The sequence below is a fragment of the Mesorhizobium sp. M0496 genome (assembly GCF_040321205.1).
Taxonomy (GTDB): domain Bacteria; phylum Pseudomonadota; class Alphaproteobacteria; order Rhizobiales; family Rhizobiaceae; genus Mesorhizobium.
Window position 1 is genome coordinate 381989 of sequence record NZ_JAMYRC010000001.1, and the last position, 16190, is coordinate 398178.

A 16190-nucleotide genomic window follows, 5' to 3' on the forward strand; every position below is an offset into this window, starting at 1 on the left:
ATGACCTGGGTTATTCTTACAGGCAGGCAGAGCGATCTCGACCAGGTGGCGACGCCACACAAGATCATCACCAATCGCGACTATCTCGCGCATCCGTCGCTGTTTCGCGGCCAGCGGCCGAAGGTCATCAACCTGTCGAACAATTACGCCTACCAGAGCCGCGGCTACTATGCCTCGCTGCTGGCAAGCTCGCGCGGGCACAAGGTGATCCCGACCGTCGAGACGATAATCGACCTGTCGGAGCGCAAGCTCTATGAGCACGCGTTGCCGGAACTGGAACTGGCGCTCAACAAATGCCGTAAGGATCTTGGCGGCCCCTTTCCGCAAAAGGTCTGCATCTTCTTCGGCATCGGACCGTCGAAAATCTGGGACCGCTTCGCCAAACTGTTGTTCGACTGGTTCCGCGCACCCGCGCTCGAAGTCCACATCAAGGACAGCGCAGAATGGGCCTCGATCCGCAAGATCGGCTTCCATCCGCTGGCGCGGATGACCGAGGACGAGGAAAAAAGCTTCATCCAGTGCCTGGAGACCTACACCAACCGCGAATGGCGCGACACCAAGGGCCGCACGCCGGCACGCTACACCTTCGCCACGCTGGTCGATCCGCATGAGGAATTGCCGCCGTCGGAGATATCGTCGCTGCGTTACTGGGCCAAGATCGCCGAGAAGATGGGCGTCGAAATCGAGCCGATCACCAAGCGGGACCTTGCCAAACTGGCAAACTACGACGCGCTGTTCATCCGCGAGACCACCTCGATCTCCAACCACACCTACCGTTTCGCCCGCCGCGCCCAGCAGGAAGGCATGCCGGTCATCGACGATCCGCTGTCGATGATCCGCTGTACCAACAAGGTCTATCTCAACGAGCTGATGGCCTACAACAAGGTGCCGGTGCCGCCGACGGTGATGATCGCCGGCACTTCGGACCTCGAACTTGCGGCGCAGACACTGGGCTTTCCGCTGGTGCTGAAAATCCCGGATTCGTCGTTCTCGCGCGGCGTCAAGAAATGCGCCAATTTCGAGGAACTGAAGACGCTTGCCACCGAATGGCTGGAGGATTCCGATCTTCTGATCGCGCAGAAATTCATCCCGACCGAGTATGACTGGCGCGTCGGCGTGCTTGGCGGCCAGCCATTATTTGCCGTCCACTATCTGATGGCCAAGAAGCACTGGCAGATCGTCAATCACAAGGCCAGCGGCAAGCCCGACCAGGGCGGCATCAAGACCTTTACGCTGAAGGAAACGCCGGCGCATGTCGTCGAGACGGCGGTGAAGGCGGCGCGCTGCATCGGTGACGGGCTCTATGGCGTCGACCTCAAGGAAACCAAGGACGGCGTCTTCGTCATCGAGGTCAACGACAATCCCAACCTCGACCATGGCTGGGAGGATTCCGGCGAAAAGGACGAAGTCTGGGTGCGGTTGACGCAATGGTTCCTGGAGCGGCTGGATCGACCCGGGCGGTAATTTGATGTCACGCGGCGTTGGGTCATTCGAATGGGCGGATCCGGTGGAATTCGAGATCGTTCCGTGGCGACAAACAAGGACGTGGCAGAGGCATTGAGCGAGCACCTCTGACCATCGTCGCCTGTCAGGTCAACGGAGTGCCGGCGAGCTCACTGCGCGCTGGCATTCGTCGATCAGCCACTGGCGAAACGCCGCCACGACATCGCGCCTCGCGCTGCGCTCCGGGATCGTCAGGCAATAGGGCTGGCGCAGCTCCAGCGCCCGGGCAACGGGCCTGACAAGCCGACCGTCCTCCAGCGCCGCGGCACAGTAGATCCCTTGCGCCAGCGCTACGCCCAATCCCGAAATGCCAAGGTCGAGTGCCGCGCGCGACGAGTTGGCCGAGAGGCCGCGCTGCGCTGCCCGGCCGGGCTCGATGCCGGCCGCCTCGAACCAGTTGTTCCAGGACGGAAAGAACGCACCGGTCGGTCCCCAGCCGGTATGGATGAGCGGCAGGCCGGCGAGGCCGTCGGGCTTGATCATGTCGGCCAGCCCGGGCGCACACACGGGATAGACTGCGTCCTGGACGATATCCTCGGTCGGGTGCTCGCGATAATGCGGGCCATAAGTGAGCCTGATGTCGATCAGCTCACGGTCGAACGGCACCGGGTCGTCGTCGCCTCTGAGCGATATGTCGACGGCGCCACGGCTTGCGACAAAACCGGCGAGACGCTGCGAAAGCCAACCCATGGCCATGGATGGCGGTACCGATACGACCAGGCGCGGGCGGAATGCATCGCCGCCCAGTTCGCGCGAGACGCTGCCGATCTCCTGGAAGGCCATGGTCAGCCTGGGCAGCATCTCGACGCCGGCCTCGGTGAGGACGACGCGCCGGTTGACGCGGTGGAACAGCTTGCGGCCCATCTGCTCCTCGACGGTCCGGATGAGCTGGCTGACGGCGGCGGCCGATACCGAAAGCTCTTCCGCCGCCGCGGCAAAGCTGCCAGCACGCGCCGCAGCCTCGAAGGCCTGAAGTCCTTTGAGAGATGGAAGTGTGACCATGACCGCCAGATAGATAAGCTTAGCTTATCTAAATTGCAGAAATCGTCGTTTTTGGAAAGTTTTTTCATTGACTACAGTGGATTTCGTCAACCCCAGCATGGATCGAAGCCCGTGGATCATCGCGACATTATTGCATCCTTGACGCAGGAAGAGCGCAACCGCCTGACCACCAAGTCCGATGTTATGGGTCTCGTCCAACTCGGCGCTCATTGGGGCGCGATCATGATGATCGGATCGCTGATCGCAGCCAAGGTGCCGTTCTGGCCGCTGCTGATGCTGCCGCAAGGCATCCTCATCGTGTTCCTGTTCACGTTGCTGCACGAAACGGTCCATCGCACGGCTTTCGAAACGCAATGGCTGAACGATGCCGTGGCACGGGTGTGCAGCCTGGCGATCGCGCTGCCGGCGGACTGGTTTCGCTACTTCCATTTCGCCCACCATCGATACACGCAGGATCCGCAAAACGACCCGGAGCTGGCCTTCCCCAAACCGGAGACATGGCGGCAATATCTCGTCCATGTCTCTGGTATCCCGTTGTGGTGCGGCCACCTCAAGACGCTTTATGCCAACGCGATTGACCGAGGCCGGGGAAGCTACGTTCCGTCAAAAGGCTATGACAAGGTGCGCATCGAGGCGCGCGCCATGATTGCCTTTTATGTCGTGGTCATTCTGCTGGCCGTTTATTTCCGGCTCTCGGTGCTTCTCTATGTCTGGATATTGCCCGCTCTGTTGGGACAGCCGTTTCTGCGCCTCTATCTCTTGGCCGAGCACGGTCGTTGTCCGTTCGTCGCCAACATGCTGGAGAACACCAGGACCACACTGACCAACTGGCTGGTCCGCAAGCTGGCGTGGAACATGCCGTTCCATGCCGAGCATCATGCCTATCCCGGTGTGCCGTTTCATCAACTGCCGCGGTTTCATGCGCTGATCGAGCGGCATTTGAAGGTGGTCGAGCCGGGCTATGTCAGCTTCCACGGCAAATACATCGAGACACTGCATTGATGATGGCCGACTTCAACCGGTCTGGCTGTGCAACGCGCGGGATTTCAGCAGACGCTGAATGTCCGCCGCCTTTGACGGCACGCCGATCAGATAGCCCTGCGCCTCGACACAACCATTGCCGCGCAGGATGTCGAGCTGCATTTCGGTCTCGACACCCTCCGCGGTGACGGTGATGCCAAGCTCGGCGCCCAGTCCGATGATGGTGCGAACGATCGCCGCAGTGTCGCGATTGCCGATGTCGCGAATGAACGAACGGTCGATCTTGATCTTGTCGACGGGAAAACGCCTGAGGTAGCCGAGCGAGGAATAGCCGGTGCCGAAATCGTCCAGCGCGATCCGGATGCCCAGTTCGCGCAACTGTCGCAGTGTCTTCAACACCGCCTTGCTCTCGTCCATCAGCACCGTTTCGGTGATTTCCAGCTCCAGCTGGGCAGCGGGCACGCCGGAAAAGGCGAGAGCCGAGATGACGCTGCGGGCAAAGCCGCCGCTTTTGAGCTGCACGGCCGAGACATTGACCGCGATGCGCAGGCCGGCAGGCCAGCTTGCCGCCGCAGTGCAGGCTTTCCTCAGCGCCCACTCGCCAAGCGGCACGATCAGTCCGGTTTCTTCGGCGACCGGAATGAAGCTGTCCGGCGCCACCGTACCGCGCTCCGGCGAATGCCAGCGCATCAAGGCTTCCGCGCCGACAATCGAGCCGGTGGCTATGTTCATGATGGGCTGGAAATCGAGATCGAATTCCTGGCGCGGCAGCGCAGCCTCGAGATCGGTCTCAAGTGCGCGCCGTGCCAGCACCATGGCGTCCATTCCGGGCTCGAAGAAGCGGTACAGGTTGCGCCCTTCGCTCTTCGCACTGTACAGCGCCGTATCGGCGTTTTTCAACAGCGTGTCGGCGTCCCTGCCATCTTCTGGAAAAACGGCGATGCCCAGGCTGATGCCGACATGAATATCCCGGTTTTTGTCGCGGAACGGTTTTGTAATCGCCTCGACGATCCGCTTTGCCAGTTTTTCGGCATCGGCGATGCTTTTGAAATCGAACTTGATGATGACGAATTCGTCGCCGCCGAAGCGGGCGACGATGTCTGTCTCATCACGCAGGCAACGTTGCAGCCTTTCGGCCACGCTTTTCAGCAGCCAGTCGCCGGCCGGATGCCCCCAAGTGTCGTTGACGGCCTTGAAGCGGTCGAGATCGAGCGAGAAGATTGCCAGAGGCGTGGCCGCCGGGTCTTCCAGCGCAAGGTCCAGCCGTTCGCGAAACATCTGGCGGTTGGGCAACCCGGTCAGCGTGTCATGATGCGCAAGATGCGCCATGCGCTCTTCGGTGCGGCGGCGTTCGGTGACATCGTCGAAAGTCGCTACCCAGCCGCCGCCGCTCATCGGCTGGCGTGTGACCAGAACCGTCCTGCCGTCGGTAAGATGCCGATACGCCGAATGCATTTTTCCCGCCACCAGGCAGGCTTCGGTTTTGGCGACTTCGCTGTCGACGTCGATCTTCGTATAGATGCCGAGCTCCAGCAATCGTTCGAGCGCGTCGCGGTGCGTCGTTCCGAGCGGGAAGTCCGCTGCGGTGACGTTGTAGAGTTCCAGAAAACGCCCATTGCGCACGATCATCTTGCCGTCGGCATCATACATCAGCAGGCCTTGCGACATGTTGGCAAGTGCTGCGTCGAAGCGGCGGTGCTGCTCCTTGAGATCCTGTTCGGCGCGCCGCTGTACGGTGATGTCTTCGTAGATCGAAACCCAGCCGCCCAAGGCCAGCGGACGATGCGAGATGTTGATGATGCGGCCATCCGACAACGTTTCCTCATAGGTCGAGGGTCTCGCCTGGTCGATATAGGGCTTGCGGATGGCGTAGAGTTCGTCGGCGCTTTGCGACGCGATGCCGATGTCGACGCTGTGCCGCAGGATGTCGATGAAATGGATGCCCGGCCGCACCAATTTGGCGTCGAGACAGAAGATGTTGATGTAGTTGCCGTTACAGATGATCATCCGCTCGTCGGCGTCGAACATGCACAGCCCATGCGACATGTTCTCGACCGCGGCCGAAAAGCGTTCATTCTGTTCGCGCAGTTCGTTTTCCATGTGGCGGGAGCGATCCATGCCTTCGGCGTCCCGTTCCGGGACGGCCGAACCATCCTTGGCATCAGCGACGGGCATGAGGCGCGCCTGCGGATCGTGATCGAACGAGCTACTGTGATCGCCGCCGGTTAATTTAGCGTTTTTAGCCGATTGCGGCCGCCGAAACCTGATGCCGCGCCTTCTCGATCGCGGAAAACCGCTTCAGGAACGCATTCTGCGCCCAGGTCACCGAGCGTGGCGTGAAATCGAAGCGGTCGGCATTGAAGCCGCGCGGACGGCCGAAGAACTCGGTCGCCTCGGCGGTCGAAAAACCGGCAAGCAGCGTTGCTTCGAAATAGGCGGCGATCTGGTCGGCGCGCTTGATCTCCTTGCGCAGTGCGGCACTTGGTTCCGGCAGCGAGAAACGCAGATGGATGGCGCGCTGCAACCGCAACTCACAGTCCTTGTAGCTGCCGCCCATCACCGATTTGAACGGCGAGATCATGTCGCCGATGACATATTCGGGGGCGTCGTGCAGCAGTGCCGCCAGCCGGGTATCGGCCGAAGCCTCGGGCACCAGTTCGCAGAACAACGCCTCGACCAACAGCGAGTGCTGGGCAACCGAAAAGGCATGTTCGCCGCTGGTCTGGCCGTTCCAGCGGGCAACGCGGGCGAGCCCATGCGCGATGTCCGAAATCTCGATGTCGAGCGGCGAGGGATCGAGCAGGTCGAGCCGGCGGCCCGACAGCATGCGCTGCCAGGCGCGTGCCGGCGCGCCGACGCGGTCGGCCGCCATCAGGCCTCCTCCGCGCTGACGGCTTCCTGCGGGAAGGCGAATTTTGCCCAGGCCGGGATGGCAAGTGAAACGGCGGCGTCCCCGGCCATAATCGGTTGGCTGGCGTCGAGTGCCGCCTTGACCCTGTCGATGCGGGCAATGGCCAGACCGGTCATGCCGACGCTCGAGCCGAGCGTGCCAACCGGCCGTCCCGCGACGGTTAGCTCGGTGCCCGGCGCGGGTAGGGGGCCATCGGCCGACGCAATCAGCACGCGCCGCCTGGCCGTGCCGCGATGCTGCATGCGTGAGACGACCTCCTGGCCGACATAGCAGCCCTTCTTGAAGCCGACACCGCCGGTTTCGTCCAGCAGCACGTCATGGGGGAAAGCGTCTCCAAGCTGGTAGTCGCTGCCGCTTTCGGCAATACCGCCGGCGATGCGGAAGGCTTGCCACGCGGCAAGGTCACCGCGCTCATCTGTTTCACCATAGGAACGCGTGACGGCACCCTTCGGAAAGCGCGTGTCGGCGGCCGCCGTTGATTCAGATTGTGAGAGCGTTGATTCATGTCCCCACGCGACGGTGACAAGTGCCTGATCCGCCTTGGCAATCTCGACTTTGGCGCGCAGTTTGTAGAGCGTCAGCCGGCGTATGAAATCGTCCGAGATATCGGCACGGCATTCGAGCCGGAATGCATTCTCGCCGGCACGCGAGATCAGGAAATCGAACAAGATCTTGCCTTGCGGCGTCAGCAGCGCGCCGGGCTTGGCTTCGCCGGGAGCCAATACGTCGAGATCGGTGGTCAGGATGTTCTGCAAAAAATGCTCGGCATCCGGGCCTGACACGGAGATGAGCGCGCGGTCTTTGAGCTGGGCAAAGGGCATGGGCGGAAAAGCAGCCTGATCTTGCAAAACGGTCGGCCTTTACGTAAGCCGCTGACACTCCCCCCGCAAGAGAGCATGGCCATGATCTACGACCTCATCCTGACAGGCGGCACCGTGGTCAACCATGACGGCGAAGGGGCTCGCGACATCGGCGTGAAGGACGGGCGCATCGCCGCCATCGGCGATCTCCGCCAGGCCTCGGCCGGCGAGACGATCGATTGCCGCGGCCTGCATATCCTGCCGGGTGTCATCGACAGCCAGGTGCATTTTCGTGAGCCGGGACTGGAGCACAAGGAAGATCTGGAGACCGGTTCGCGCGCGGCGGTGCTGGGCGGTGTCACCGCCGTGTTCGAAATGCCCAACACCAATCCGCTGACCACCAGCGAGGCAGCCCTTGCCGACAAGGTGCGGCGCGGCAGCGGTCGCATGCATTGCGATTTCGCCTTCTGGGTTGGCGGCACCCGTGAGAACGCGAAACACGTCGGCGAGCTTGAGCGGCTACCGGGTGCTGCGGGGATCAAGGTGTTCATGGGCTCGTCCACCGGCGATCTGCTGGTTGAGGATGACGAAGGCGTGGCATCGATCCTTAGAAACACACGCCGCCGTGCCGCCTTCCATTCCGAGGACGAGTTCCGGCTGCGCGAGCGTCTGGGCATGCGCATCGAGGGCGATCCGTCATCGCACCCGGTATGGCGCGACGAGATCGCCGCCTTGCGCTGCACGGAACGGCTTGTGCGCATCGCTCGGCAAGCGCGTGCCCGGATCCATGTCCTGCACATCTCGACCGCCGAGGAGATCTTGCTCCTCGAACAGCACAAGGATGTCGCGACCTGCGAAGCGACGCCGCATCATTTGACGCTGAGCGCCGACGACTATGCGCGGCTCGGTACCCTGATCCAGATGAACCCGCCGGTGCGCACCGCGCGCCATCGCGATGGCGTCTGGCACGGCATCGCGCAAGGCATCGTCGATGTGCTCGGCTCCGACCACGCCCCGCACACGCTGGCCGAGAAGGCCAAGCCCTATCCGGTCTCGCCCTCGGGGATGACCGGCGTGCAGACGTTGGTGCCGATCATGCTCGACCACGTCAATGCCGGCCGGCTGACGCTGCAGCGCTTTGTCGACCTGTCCAGCCACGGCCCGCAACGCATCTTCGGCATGGCGAGAAAGGGTCGCATCGCCGCCGGCTACGACGCCGACTTCACCGTCGTCGATATGAAGCGGCGCGAAACCATCACCAACGCGCAGGCCGGCTCGAAAGCCGGCTGGACGCCTTACGACGGCAGGGAAGTGACCGGCTGGCCTGTCGGCACCTTCATTCGCGGCCTGCGTGTGATGTGGGAAGGGGAGATTACCACGCCGAGCCAGGGCAAAGCGGTGGAATTCTCCGAAGCATTGGCGGGGTAGCTGTTGCTACGGCGTTGGATTTTTTAAGGACAATCCACTAAGTTAATTGGGATATGAACGCCGATCTCGCGCCCACGATTGTCCCTGCTGAGTTCCCGGAACTCCAAGCGCTTGCCTGGAACCGCGATGCAGCACGCCCAATTCCGGCCGAGGAGGCATTTGCGCTATACGAGCGGAATTGGCGTTTTGTCGATCAAAAGCGGCTTACGACGCGTGAAAAGCTGCTTATCCAGACTCTGGCAGACAAGTTTGGTCACGGCATCCTTTTGACCACTGTCTGAAGTTTGTTCCCCTCTTCTGATCTTCACCTCGCAGCTGGAACATCAACGGGACACACCGCGAGCGGAAATCATGACGAAATTCAAGAAGCCTGAACATCGGATCATTGCCGAAGCCCTCGGATTGATGGATCACCGTTTCCTGACCGCAAACCAATGCTGGTTCGGTGGCGGCACGGCGATCGTCATGAAATTCGGCGAATACCGACGGTCGCTGGATGTCGACTTCCTGTGTGCCGACGCCGACGGTTATCGCGAACTGCGGACCTGGGCGGCCGAAAGAGGAGTTAGGGCGTTCTTTCCCGCGCCCGTGGAGGCCGTTCGGGATTTCCAGATCGACCAGTATGGCTTGAGGACGATTGTACGATTGAAAGGGCAATCGATCAGATTCGAAGTCATCCGCGAAGGCCGCATCAGACTGCAAGGTCATTTCGACAACGATCTGAATGTATCGATCCTCGTCCCCGCAGACATGTTTGCCGAGAAGTTGCTGGCCAATGCCGATCGATGCCAGGACCGCGCAACCGCATATCGCGATGCTATCGATCTTGGAATGTTGATTGACGCGTATGGCGAAATCCCGATCGAAGCGCTCGGCAAGGCGCAAACTGCTTACGGGCCAGACATTCAGCACAAGGTCGCATGGGTGGTGAACAAGCTTCAGGACAAGGACGAGCTACGCAACGCAGCCGATATCCTGCAAATGGACTCCAGCGTGGCGGCGGATACTATTTCGCTTCTTCGAGGGGAAGCCGCTCGCATATGGCCGGATGCCGGAATCGACGAGGGACCACGTCGATAGCTGGCTCAATCCCCGGCGACGAAGAAGGTCCATTGCCCTGAGGGCGTGATGCCAACGCGATAGAAAATATAGGCGCCGAACTGCTTCATGTCGTCGAAATCGCCCGCGGTGACGATCTTGAACAGTTCGACCCGCTGCTTGGCGTCCAACTTGTCCAACGGCAGGGCGAAAAAGTACGGCCACACATAGAGCTCTTCCGGCTTGCCGGCATCGAGATGGACATAACCGGCATTGAGCACCTCTTCCAGAATGGCCAGAATCTCCTGCCCATCCGGATCACTGGAGAGACCCTTGAGGAAGGCGATGGCATCACCGTCTATGTCGGTCAGCGATATCTGCGTCATGCTGTCGCCCTGGCCGATCAAGGGCCGCAGCTTTTCGATGTCACCGCCCTTGCAAGCCTCGACGATCAGATCGTGCATGCGCCGAACCGGTTCCGGCAGCTTGCCGAGATCGTAGACAACCTCGGGCACCGGCGTGTCCGGATCGACGCGCGGCCTGGTCACGCCGCCATCCGCCGGACTGTCGGGCTCGGATTCGGCCGGAGGAACCGGCTGGCTGGTCGGAGGCGGCGTTCCGACCGGATTGGGCATTGGCACGGTGCTTCCCGGCGGCGAGATGTCGCCGTCGGCCGACGGCGTGACTGTTGGGGGAAGCTCTTCGCGCTTGATCTCGCTCAGCGCATAGGCGGGGCTGCTCACGAAACATACGATCAGGGGAATCGCGGCACAGCAAGCGGCGAAGCAGATGCAAAGGGCCAGGCCACGCGGCTTGCCTGACATCGAAAAACTCACTGCCCGTTTCTCCCTGCTTCCGGGCATGACGCCCGAGCGGCATTCCGTCGTCAAAGAACCGGAGGTCGGTTCAGTGCCGCAGCCGTTCAGGTTCGAAGGCGCCAGCAATCACCTTTTCACGCATACGGTCGAGCAGGGCAAGGGCCGAGGTCTCGCCATTGGCACGCAACATCTCGCCGAAGGCGGTTTCGAGCGCTGCTTCGGCAATGATCTCGGGCTCTATGCCGGCGGAGAGACCTTCCGCCCATGCCTCGCTGTGGCTTTCCACGGCGGTCAGGCGCTTCTCTTCCCTGACCAGCGCGTCGATGTCGTTGACACCATGTTCCATAAGCGAATGTCCACCCTTTCAAGCAGCGATCCGTCAATGTGGATCAGGCTTGATCTGTTCATTTCACACGCAGGGTCAATTAAGTATTTGTAAATACGACATTTTTTTGATCGTCTTTTACAAAGCCCGATTGCCTTGCGCGAAGCTGCATTCAACTCGAGTCAAACTTAGCCGATTAGGGCTGCCTGCGGGGCGAAAACCTTCAGTTTGAGTTAATTCCGCATTCTCGCGGTAAGGTTTCGTTAATACTGTTGCAGAAGTGCCACATGAGGATTGCACCAAGATGTCGCCTGGCACAAGTCGGATATATCGGCTGTCGCCGGCAATTGTCCGGATAGTTGTTGATGAGCAACCGAAATGCCTAATTTCCGTAACGCGAGGCAATGTCGCGCGACAGCGTCTCGCCTTCCTTCATATAGCGGCTGATGGCCTCGGTCGCCGAAGGGGTGCACTGCGTATAGATGCCGCCGAAGGAGCGGTAGCCGCGATTGAAGCTGGCGATGAAGCGGGCGCGCCGCTCGGCGTCCGGATTTTCCGAATCGAGCAGCTTCTCCATCTCGACACGCCACTGGTCGCCTTTCTCGCCGCACAAATTGCGCAGGAAATGCAGCGACCCCAGAACCTCCGCCAGCCGCATCAACCCGGGCTCGAACGGCGAATCGGCGCTGAGCGCGGGTCGCGTCGAGATAGCCGTGCTGGCAACAAGACATATGGCAAGGAGCAGGGATGGACGGTTCATATCATAAGGTTCTCTGCCGAACGGCATAAGCCGTTCTGGCTCTGCCAAACAGCATAAGCCTTTGTGGCGAAACAATTTGTCGCCCGCAAGGCGATTTTCAGGGCTGCGGCCCGCCGCTTCCGCCGGAATTCAACAAGTCTTCGGCGACCGCGAACACCGAGCCGGCAAGCGGCAGTGCCGCCATCTCGCTGAGCGTATAGAAGGCGGCTGTCTCGGCGTCGTCGTTGGCCACCGCCTCGCCGCCGGCATAGGCGGCGCCGAAGACCGTGAGGAGATAATCGACCGGGTGGCTGTCGTCCCTGCCGTCGATGTGGATTTCCCGAAGCGGTCGATAATCGGTGGCTCGCAGGCCGGTCTCTTCCAGCAGTTCACGGGCGGCAGCCTGCTCCAGCGTTTCGCCGGGCTCGACCTTGCCGCCCGGAAAGGCATAGAGCCCTTGTGAGGGTTGCCGGGCTCGCTTGACCAGTAGCACGGTATTCGCGCGCACGATGGCGACCGAGACTGCCGGGAGTGTCTTGCGCGCTTCGTTCATGGATTCCCGATCAGGCATTGAAGGCAGGTCTGTTGTGGACCGCTCAGCATGCGGAAGGTTTAGCGGTTGCGCAACGCCGGTTCCATCGCCACTTTCAAACAGAACCATTCGAGGGCACCAATCGACCATGTGCGGACGTTTTGCCTTGACCGCGACGCCGGACCAGACCGCCGCCTTGCTAGGCTTGGCCGAACTGGAGGATTTTCCAGCGCGCTACAACATCGCGCCGACGCAGCCGGTCCTGATGGCGATCGCCGCCGCTCCGCGGGCGCCGGGCTCGAATCTGCCGGACCGGCAGCCGATGCTGGTGCGCTGGGGGCTGATCCCGACCTGGGTCAAAGACACCAGGGAGTTTCCACTGCTGTTCAACGCGCGCTCTGAGGGCGCTGCCGAAAAGGCCTCGTTCAAAGCCGCCATGCGCCATCGCCGCGCGCTGGTGCCGGCGTCAGGCTTTTACGAGTGGCGGCAAACCGGTGGCAAGAAGGGGCAGCCCTACTGGATACGCCCAAGGCACGGCGGGTTGGTCGCCTTTGCCGGCCTGATCGAGACCTATGCCGAGCCGGGCGGTTCGGAGATGGACACCGGTGCCATACTGACAGTCAACGCCAATGCCGATATCGCGCATATCCACGACCGCATGCCGGTCGTGATCGATCCCAGGGATTTCGCCCGCTGGCTGGATTGCCGCACGCTCGAGCCGCGCGATGTGGCCGATCTGTTGCGGCCGGCACAGCTCGATTTCTTCGAGGCAATTCCCATCTCCGACCTCGTCAACAAGGTCGCCAACACCGGACCGGAGATTCAGGAGCGGGGCGAGATCGGGCCGGAGCCCGAGAAGGTCAAGCGCCGGAAGCCCGGCGCGGACGACAGTCAGATGACGCTGTTTTAGAGCATGATCCTGAAAGTGGCCCCGGTTTTCGGGAAAGATCATGCTCAAACAAAGGACCGAAGCTATTGCTTCAAGGTGCGCATTGGCGCCTTCATTTCCGGCGCCTTGGCGCCAGGCCGCACACCGCTTTCAGGCAGCGCGGGGCGATACGATCTTCTGTGCCGGCTTCTTCTTCTTCGCGGTATGGAGAAGGGCGGCGACGATCGCGGCCGGGCCGATTGCGCGGTAGTGGTTGGCCAGCGCTGGTTGCTTGGCGCGGTTGGATTCCTGCTTCGTTCGGGGCATGTCTCTCTTCCCAGGTAACATTTCCGTGTCTGCGTTTGATGGCCGATTCTGACCAAATCGTGACGCCTGCTGATCTAGCCGACGAATGTTTCATGACTGTGCCGACATGTTTAATAAAATGTTTCAGTGCATCATTACCTGTGATCCGGCGACGTTTTTGCCGAAACTAGCGACTTGACGGCAACACAAGCCAAGGCGATAAAGCCGCCTATGAAAACGTTTTTCGCCATTTGTGGCATTTGCATTATTGGCTAGCCTCGCGCTGGTCCGGACGTTTTCGCCTCATCTTTCCCCAGATTGGACAAACGCCCCGGCCAGCAGGCTGGAATCCGGTTTGCGCCTCGGCGCTAGGCGGACTCCTGAACACAACAGATCGGGAAGGCACGAATGTCTGACGCATCGCAGGGCCTGCGCCTCTACAACACGCTGACGCGGATGAAAGAGGATTTCGTCCCGATCGATGCGCACAACGTGCGCATGTATGTCTGCGGCCCGACCGTCTATGACTTTGCCCATATCGGCAATGCCAGGCCGGTGATCGTCTTCGACGTGCTGTTCCGCTTGCTACGTCATGTCTATGGGCAGACGCACGTCACCTATGTGCGCAACATCACCGACGTCGACGACAAGATCAACGCGCGCGCCTTGCGGGATTTCGGCGGCGAGATCGCTTCAGGCACGCTTTCGCTCAACGAAGCGATCCGGCGGGTCACCGAAAAGACCGCCGATCAGTTCCACAAGGATGTGGCGGTTCTCGGCTGCCTGGAGCCGACGGTCGAGCCGCGCGCCACCGAATTCGTCGAACCTCGCGCCGACGGCAAGGTCGACATGATCACCTTGATTCAAAGCCTGATCGAACGCGGCCATGCCTATGTTGCGGCAGGCGAAGTCCTGTTCGACACGGCGTCGATGCCTGACTACGGCCAACTGTCGAAGCGCAATCTCGACGAGCAGCAGGCCGGCGCTCGCGTCGCCGTCGACGCGCACAAGAAAAATCCCGGCGATTTTGTCCTCTGGAAGCTGTCGTCACCGGAGGAGCCGGGCTGGAATTCGCCATGGGGCAGGGGCCGGCCGGGCTGGCACATCGAATGCTCGGCAATGTCGGCGGCCTATCTCGGCGAGGTCTTCGACATCCATGGCGGCGGCCTCGACCTGATCTTCCCGCATCATGAAAACGAGATCGCCCAGTCGCGCTGCGCCCACGGCACCGACGTCATGGCCAACATCTGGATGCACAATGGCTTCCTGCAGGTCGAAGGCCAGAAAATGTCGAAGAGCCTCGGCAATTTCTATTCGATCAACGAGTTGCTGGAGACCGAGACCTTTGGCGGCCGCAAATGGCCGGGCGAGGTGCTGCGGCTGGCGATGCTGATGACGCACTATCGCGAGCCGATCGACTTTTCCGTGCGCAAGCTGGAAGAGGCTGAGAACACGCTGCGCAAATGGAAGCGGGGGGCGGACCTCGCGCCGTCGGCGGCAGGGCAGTTGCCAGTGGAGGTCATCGATGCCTTGTCGGACGATCTCGCCACCTATGCCGCCTTCCAGGTTTTGACGCAGTTGGCCGGCGAGGCAGCGGACGGCAACGATGCCGCTGCGTCGCTGAAGGCGTCGCTGGTGTTCCTCGGCTTCGATGTCGCGTCGGCCAAGGTTGACGAAGACCGCGTCGCAAAGGCCATCGCCAAGCGCCTCGCATTCATCGCCGCTAAGAACTGGGCCGAGGCCGACCGCATCCGCGACGAACTGCTGGCACAAGGTATACAGTTGAAGGACGGCAAGGACCCGGTCACAGGCGAACGCATCACCACTTGGGAGGTGAAGCGGTGAAGGTGGTGCGAAACACTTTTGCAAGGTTGGCGGAGACGCTGGCGACGGCCAATCTCCCCCCTTGCGGGGGAGATGTCCGGCAGGACAGAGGGGGGTGTGAAGGAACGCCATCGTTTCTGATTGCTTACCCTCGTTTCGACCGTTTCTCGAGAAGGCAGCGGTCTCCAGTTAATAGGTCGGCGGGACAGCACCCTCCTCTGTCCTGCCGGACATCTCCCCCGCAAGTGGGGAGATTGGCAGCTCCGCCGAGTAGACCTGTTCTGCAACGTTTAGCAGCCTTCTCGTACGAAGGTGCCTGATGGGTCACGACCTCGTCCCATCACGCCAGCGCAAGAACGCAAAATCCATGCGTCGTGTGATGACCGACGCCGAGCTGAAGCTCTGGAACGAGCTTCGCGCGCATCGGCTAGTGGGCATAAGCTTCCGCCGGCAGGTGCCAATCGGCCCTTATATCGTTGATTTTGCCTGCTCGGAAAAAAAGCTGATTATTGAGGTTGATGGTAGCCAGCACGCAGACGCTGAGCACGTCGTGCGCGATGCAGAACGCAGCGCATATTTGAAGAGCAGTGGCTGGACCATCCTGCGCTTCTGGAACGACGACGTCATTCGCGATATCGACAATGCCTGCCAGCACGTCGTGATCGAGGCCGGCCTGGTCGGCCTCGAAATGCCGGCGAGCGAACCAGTAAGGGAGTCCGTTCAATGATCGACCATCTCGGTATCACCGTTGCCGATTTCGACGCTTCGAAGGCGTTCTATGACAAGGCAATGGCGCCGTTGGGTGCCGCGCTCCTCTACATGGTGCCGCTGGAATACACCGGCGGCGCCAAGGTCGGTGGCTATGGCCGCGACCGGCCGGTGTTCTGGCTGAGTGCCGGCAAGGACAAGCCCAAGGATCACCAGCACGTCGCCTTCACCGCGCGCAGCCGCGCCGAGGTCGATGCCTTCCATGCCGCGGCCCTTGCCGCCGGCGGCAAGGACAATGGCGGGCCAGGGCTGCGCCCGCACTATCATCCGAACTATTACGGCGCTTTCGTCTTCGATCCCGACGGCAACAATGTCGAAGCCGTCTGCCATGCCCCGGAGTGAGCGGC

At 61.3% G+C, this 16190-nt stretch carries 18 protein-coding genes; 9 read left to right on the top strand and 9 right to left on the bottom strand.

Going from position 1 to position 16190, the window contains the following annotated elements; genetic code table 11:
- Window positions 1-1464 (top strand): RimK family ATP-grasp domain-containing protein, encoded by a 1464-nt coding sequence (locus NKI73_RS01840; protein ID WP_352626923.1) that lies wholly within the window; start codon window positions 1-3, stop codon window positions 1462-1464.
- A gap of 129 nt (window positions 1465-1593) precedes the next feature.
- Here NKI73_RS01840 and NKI73_RS01845 read toward each other — a convergent pair whose 3' ends face one another.
- Entirely contained in the window at window positions 1594-2505 is a 912-nt protein-coding gene (locus NKI73_RS01845; RefSeq protein WP_352626924.1) for a LysR substrate-binding domain-containing protein, read from the bottom strand.
- Between the two features lie 111 nt (window positions 2506-2616).
- On the opposite strand from NKI73_RS01845, the gene NKI73_RS01850 reads away from it, so the two are divergent.
- The gene (locus tag NKI73_RS01850) at window positions 2617-3507 is read left to right on the top strand and encodes a fatty acid desaturase family protein (protein WP_352626926.1); all 891 of its coding nucleotides are present in this window, start codon (window positions 2617-2619) and stop codon (window positions 3505-3507) included.
- A 12-nt stretch (window positions 3508-3519) separates the two neighbouring features.
- Here NKI73_RS01850 and NKI73_RS01855 read toward each other — a convergent pair whose 3' ends face one another.
- From NKI73_RS01855 to ygfZ, 3 genes are all read right to left on the bottom strand, one after another.
- Window positions 3520-5661 carry a putative bifunctional diguanylate cyclase/phosphodiesterase gene (locus NKI73_RS01855; protein ID WP_352626927.1) on the bottom strand — a complete coding sequence of 714 codons (2142 nt, stop codon included), beginning with the start codon at window positions 5659-5661 and terminating at the stop codon, window positions 3520-3522.
- Window positions 5662-5725: 64 nt separating this feature from the next.
- Complete coding sequence (locus tag NKI73_RS01860) at window positions 5726-6358, bottom strand: HD domain-containing protein (RefSeq protein ID WP_352626928.1); 633 nt, start codon at window positions 6356-6358, stop codon at window positions 5726-5728.
- Window positions 6358-7218 (bottom strand): CAF17-like 4Fe-4S cluster assembly/insertion protein YgfZ, encoded by an 861-nt coding sequence (gene ygfZ, locus NKI73_RS01865; protein ID WP_352626930.1) that lies wholly within the window; start codon window positions 7216-7218, stop codon window positions 6358-6360. Before ygfZ ends, NKI73_RS01860 begins: the two co-directional genes overlap by 1 nt.
- Window positions 7219-7293: 75 nt before the next feature.
- Between ygfZ and NKI73_RS01870 the strand changes: the two genes are divergently transcribed.
- The 3 genes from NKI73_RS01870 (at window position 7294) to NKI73_RS01880 (ending at window position 9705) form a co-directional block, all read left to right on the top strand.
- Window positions 7294-8625 carry a dihydroorotase gene (locus tag NKI73_RS01870; RefSeq protein ID WP_352626931.1) on the top strand — a complete coding sequence of 444 codons (1332 nt, stop codon included), beginning with the start codon at window positions 7294-7296 and terminating at the stop codon, window positions 8623-8625.
- Window positions 8626-8678: 53 nt separating this feature from the next.
- The gene (locus NKI73_RS01875) at window positions 8679-8906 is read left to right on the top strand and encodes a hypothetical protein (protein WP_352626933.1); all 228 of its coding nucleotides are present in this window, start codon (window positions 8679-8681) and stop codon (window positions 8904-8906) included.
- A gap of 70 nt (window positions 8907-8976) precedes the next feature.
- Window positions 8977-9705, top strand: coding sequence for a nucleotidyl transferase AbiEii/AbiGii toxin family protein (locus NKI73_RS01880; protein ID WP_352626934.1), 729 nt, complete (start codon window positions 8977-8979; stop codon window positions 9703-9705).
- A gap of 5 nt (window positions 9706-9710) precedes the next feature.
- Here the strand turns inward: NKI73_RS01880 and NKI73_RS01885 are convergent, their stop codons facing one another.
- The 4 genes from NKI73_RS01885 to NKI73_RS01900 all read right to left on the bottom strand — a co-directional run bounded on the left by NKI73_RS01885 (window position 9711) and on the right by NKI73_RS01900 (window position 12098).
- On the bottom strand, window positions 9711-10499 hold the full coding sequence (locus NKI73_RS01885) for a hypothetical protein (protein ID WP_352626935.1): 789 nt from the start codon (window positions 10497-10499) through the stop codon (window positions 9711-9713).
- Between the two features lie 70 nt (window positions 10500-10569).
- Window positions 10570-10827 (bottom strand): hypothetical protein, encoded by a 258-nt coding sequence (locus tag NKI73_RS01890; protein ID WP_008874920.1) that lies wholly within the window; start codon window positions 10825-10827, stop codon window positions 10570-10572.
- Window positions 10828-11188: 361 nt separating this feature from the next.
- Window positions 11189-11566 carry a TIGR02301 family protein gene (locus tag NKI73_RS01895; RefSeq protein ID WP_352626937.1) on the bottom strand — a complete coding sequence of 126 codons (378 nt, stop codon included), beginning with the start codon at window positions 11564-11566 and terminating at the stop codon, window positions 11189-11191.
- Between the two features lie 97 nt (window positions 11567-11663).
- A complete protein-coding gene (locus tag NKI73_RS01900; RefSeq protein ID WP_352626938.1) occupies window positions 11664-12098 on the bottom strand; it encodes an NUDIX hydrolase in 435 nt (144 codons plus the stop codon).
- Between the two features lie 127 nt (window positions 12099-12225).
- Between NKI73_RS01900 and NKI73_RS01905 the strand changes: the two genes are divergently transcribed.
- On the top strand, window positions 12226-12987 hold the full coding sequence (locus NKI73_RS01905) for an SOS response-associated peptidase (protein ID WP_352626939.1): 762 nt from the start codon (window positions 12226-12228) through the stop codon (window positions 12985-12987).
- A 129-nt stretch (window positions 12988-13116) separates the two neighbouring features.
- Here NKI73_RS01905 and NKI73_RS01910 read toward each other — a convergent pair whose 3' ends face one another.
- Entirely contained in the window at window positions 13117-13272 is a 156-nt protein-coding gene (locus NKI73_RS01910) for a hypothetical protein (protein ID WP_111549195.1), read from the bottom strand.
- Window positions 13273-13659: 387 nt separating this feature from the next.
- Between NKI73_RS01910 and cysS the strand changes: the two genes are divergently transcribed.
- The 3 genes from cysS (at window position 13660) to NKI73_RS01925 (ending at window position 16185) form a co-directional block, all read left to right on the top strand.
- Entirely contained in the window at window positions 13660-15096 is a 1437-nt protein-coding gene (gene cysS, locus NKI73_RS01915) for a cysteine--tRNA ligase (RefSeq protein ID WP_352626942.1), read from the top strand.
- A 298-nt stretch (window positions 15097-15394) separates the two neighbouring features.
- Window positions 15395-15802: an endonuclease domain-containing protein gene (locus NKI73_RS01920; RefSeq protein WP_352626944.1), complete on the top strand. Its 408-nt coding sequence runs from the start codon at window positions 15395-15397 to the stop codon at window positions 15800-15802.
- The gene (locus tag NKI73_RS01925; RefSeq protein ID WP_352626946.1) at window positions 15799-16185 is read left to right on the top strand and encodes a VOC family protein; all 387 of its coding nucleotides are present in this window, start codon (window positions 15799-15801) and stop codon (window positions 16183-16185) included. The genes NKI73_RS01920 and NKI73_RS01925 overlap by 4 nt, the downstream gene beginning before the upstream one ends.
- Window positions 16186-16190: the final 5 nt, after the last annotated feature.

Excerpts from the sequence above, each read along its gene's own strand:
- NKI73_RS01840 (WP_352626923.1), top strand. The coding sequence starts at position 1 with ATGACCTGGGTTATTCTTACAGGCAGGCAGAGCGATCTCGACCAGGTG.
- NKI73_RS01845 (WP_352626924.1), bottom strand. The coding sequence starts at position 2,505 with ATGGTCACACTTCCATCTCTCAAAGGACTTCAGGCCTTCGAGGCTGCG.
- NKI73_RS01855 (WP_352626927.1), bottom strand. The coding sequence starts at position 5,661 with ATGCCCGTCGCTGATGCCAAGGATGGTTCGGCCGTCCCGGAACGGGAC.
- NKI73_RS01860 (WP_352626928.1), bottom strand. The coding sequence starts at position 6,358 with ATGGCGGCCGACCGCGTCGGCGCGCCGGCACGCGCCTGGCAGCGCATG.
- ygfZ (WP_352626930.1), bottom strand. The coding sequence starts at position 7,218 with ATGCCCTTTGCCCAGCTCAAAGACCGCGCGCTCATCTCCGTGTCAGGC.
- NKI73_RS01870 (WP_352626931.1), top strand. The coding sequence starts at position 7,294 with ATGGCCATGATCTACGACCTCATCCTGACAGGCGGCACCGTGGTCAAC.
- NKI73_RS01875 (WP_352626933.1), top strand. The coding sequence starts at position 8,679 with ATGAACGCCGATCTCGCGCCCACGATTGTCCCTGCTGAGTTCCCGGAA.
- NKI73_RS01880 (WP_352626934.1), top strand. The coding sequence starts at position 8,977 with ATGACGAAATTCAAGAAGCCTGAACATCGGATCATTGCCGAAGCCCTC.
- NKI73_RS01890 (WP_008874920.1), bottom strand. The coding sequence starts at position 10,827 with ATGGAACATGGTGTCAACGACATCGACGCGCTGGTCAGGGAAGAGAAG.
- NKI73_RS01895 (WP_352626937.1), bottom strand. The coding sequence starts at position 11,566 with ATGAACCGTCCATCCCTGCTCCTTGCCATATGTCTTGTTGCCAGCACG.
- NKI73_RS01900 (WP_352626938.1), bottom strand. The coding sequence starts at position 12,098 with ATGAACGAAGCGCGCAAGACACTCCCGGCAGTCTCGGTCGCCATCGTG.
- NKI73_RS01905 (WP_352626939.1), top strand. The coding sequence starts at position 12,226 with ATGTGCGGACGTTTTGCCTTGACCGCGACGCCGGACCAGACCGCCGCC.
- NKI73_RS01910 (WP_111549195.1), bottom strand. The coding sequence starts at position 13,272 with ATGCCCCGAACGAAGCAGGAATCCAACCGCGCCAAGCAACCAGCGCTG.
- cysS (WP_352626942.1), top strand. The coding sequence starts at position 13,660 with ATGTCTGACGCATCGCAGGGCCTGCGCCTCTACAACACGCTGACGCGG.
- NKI73_RS01920 (WP_352626944.1), top strand. The coding sequence starts at position 15,395 with ATGGGTCACGACCTCGTCCCATCACGCCAGCGCAAGAACGCAAAATCC.
- NKI73_RS01925 (WP_352626946.1), top strand. The coding sequence starts at position 15,799 with ATGATCGACCATCTCGGTATCACCGTTGCCGATTTCGACGCTTCGAAG.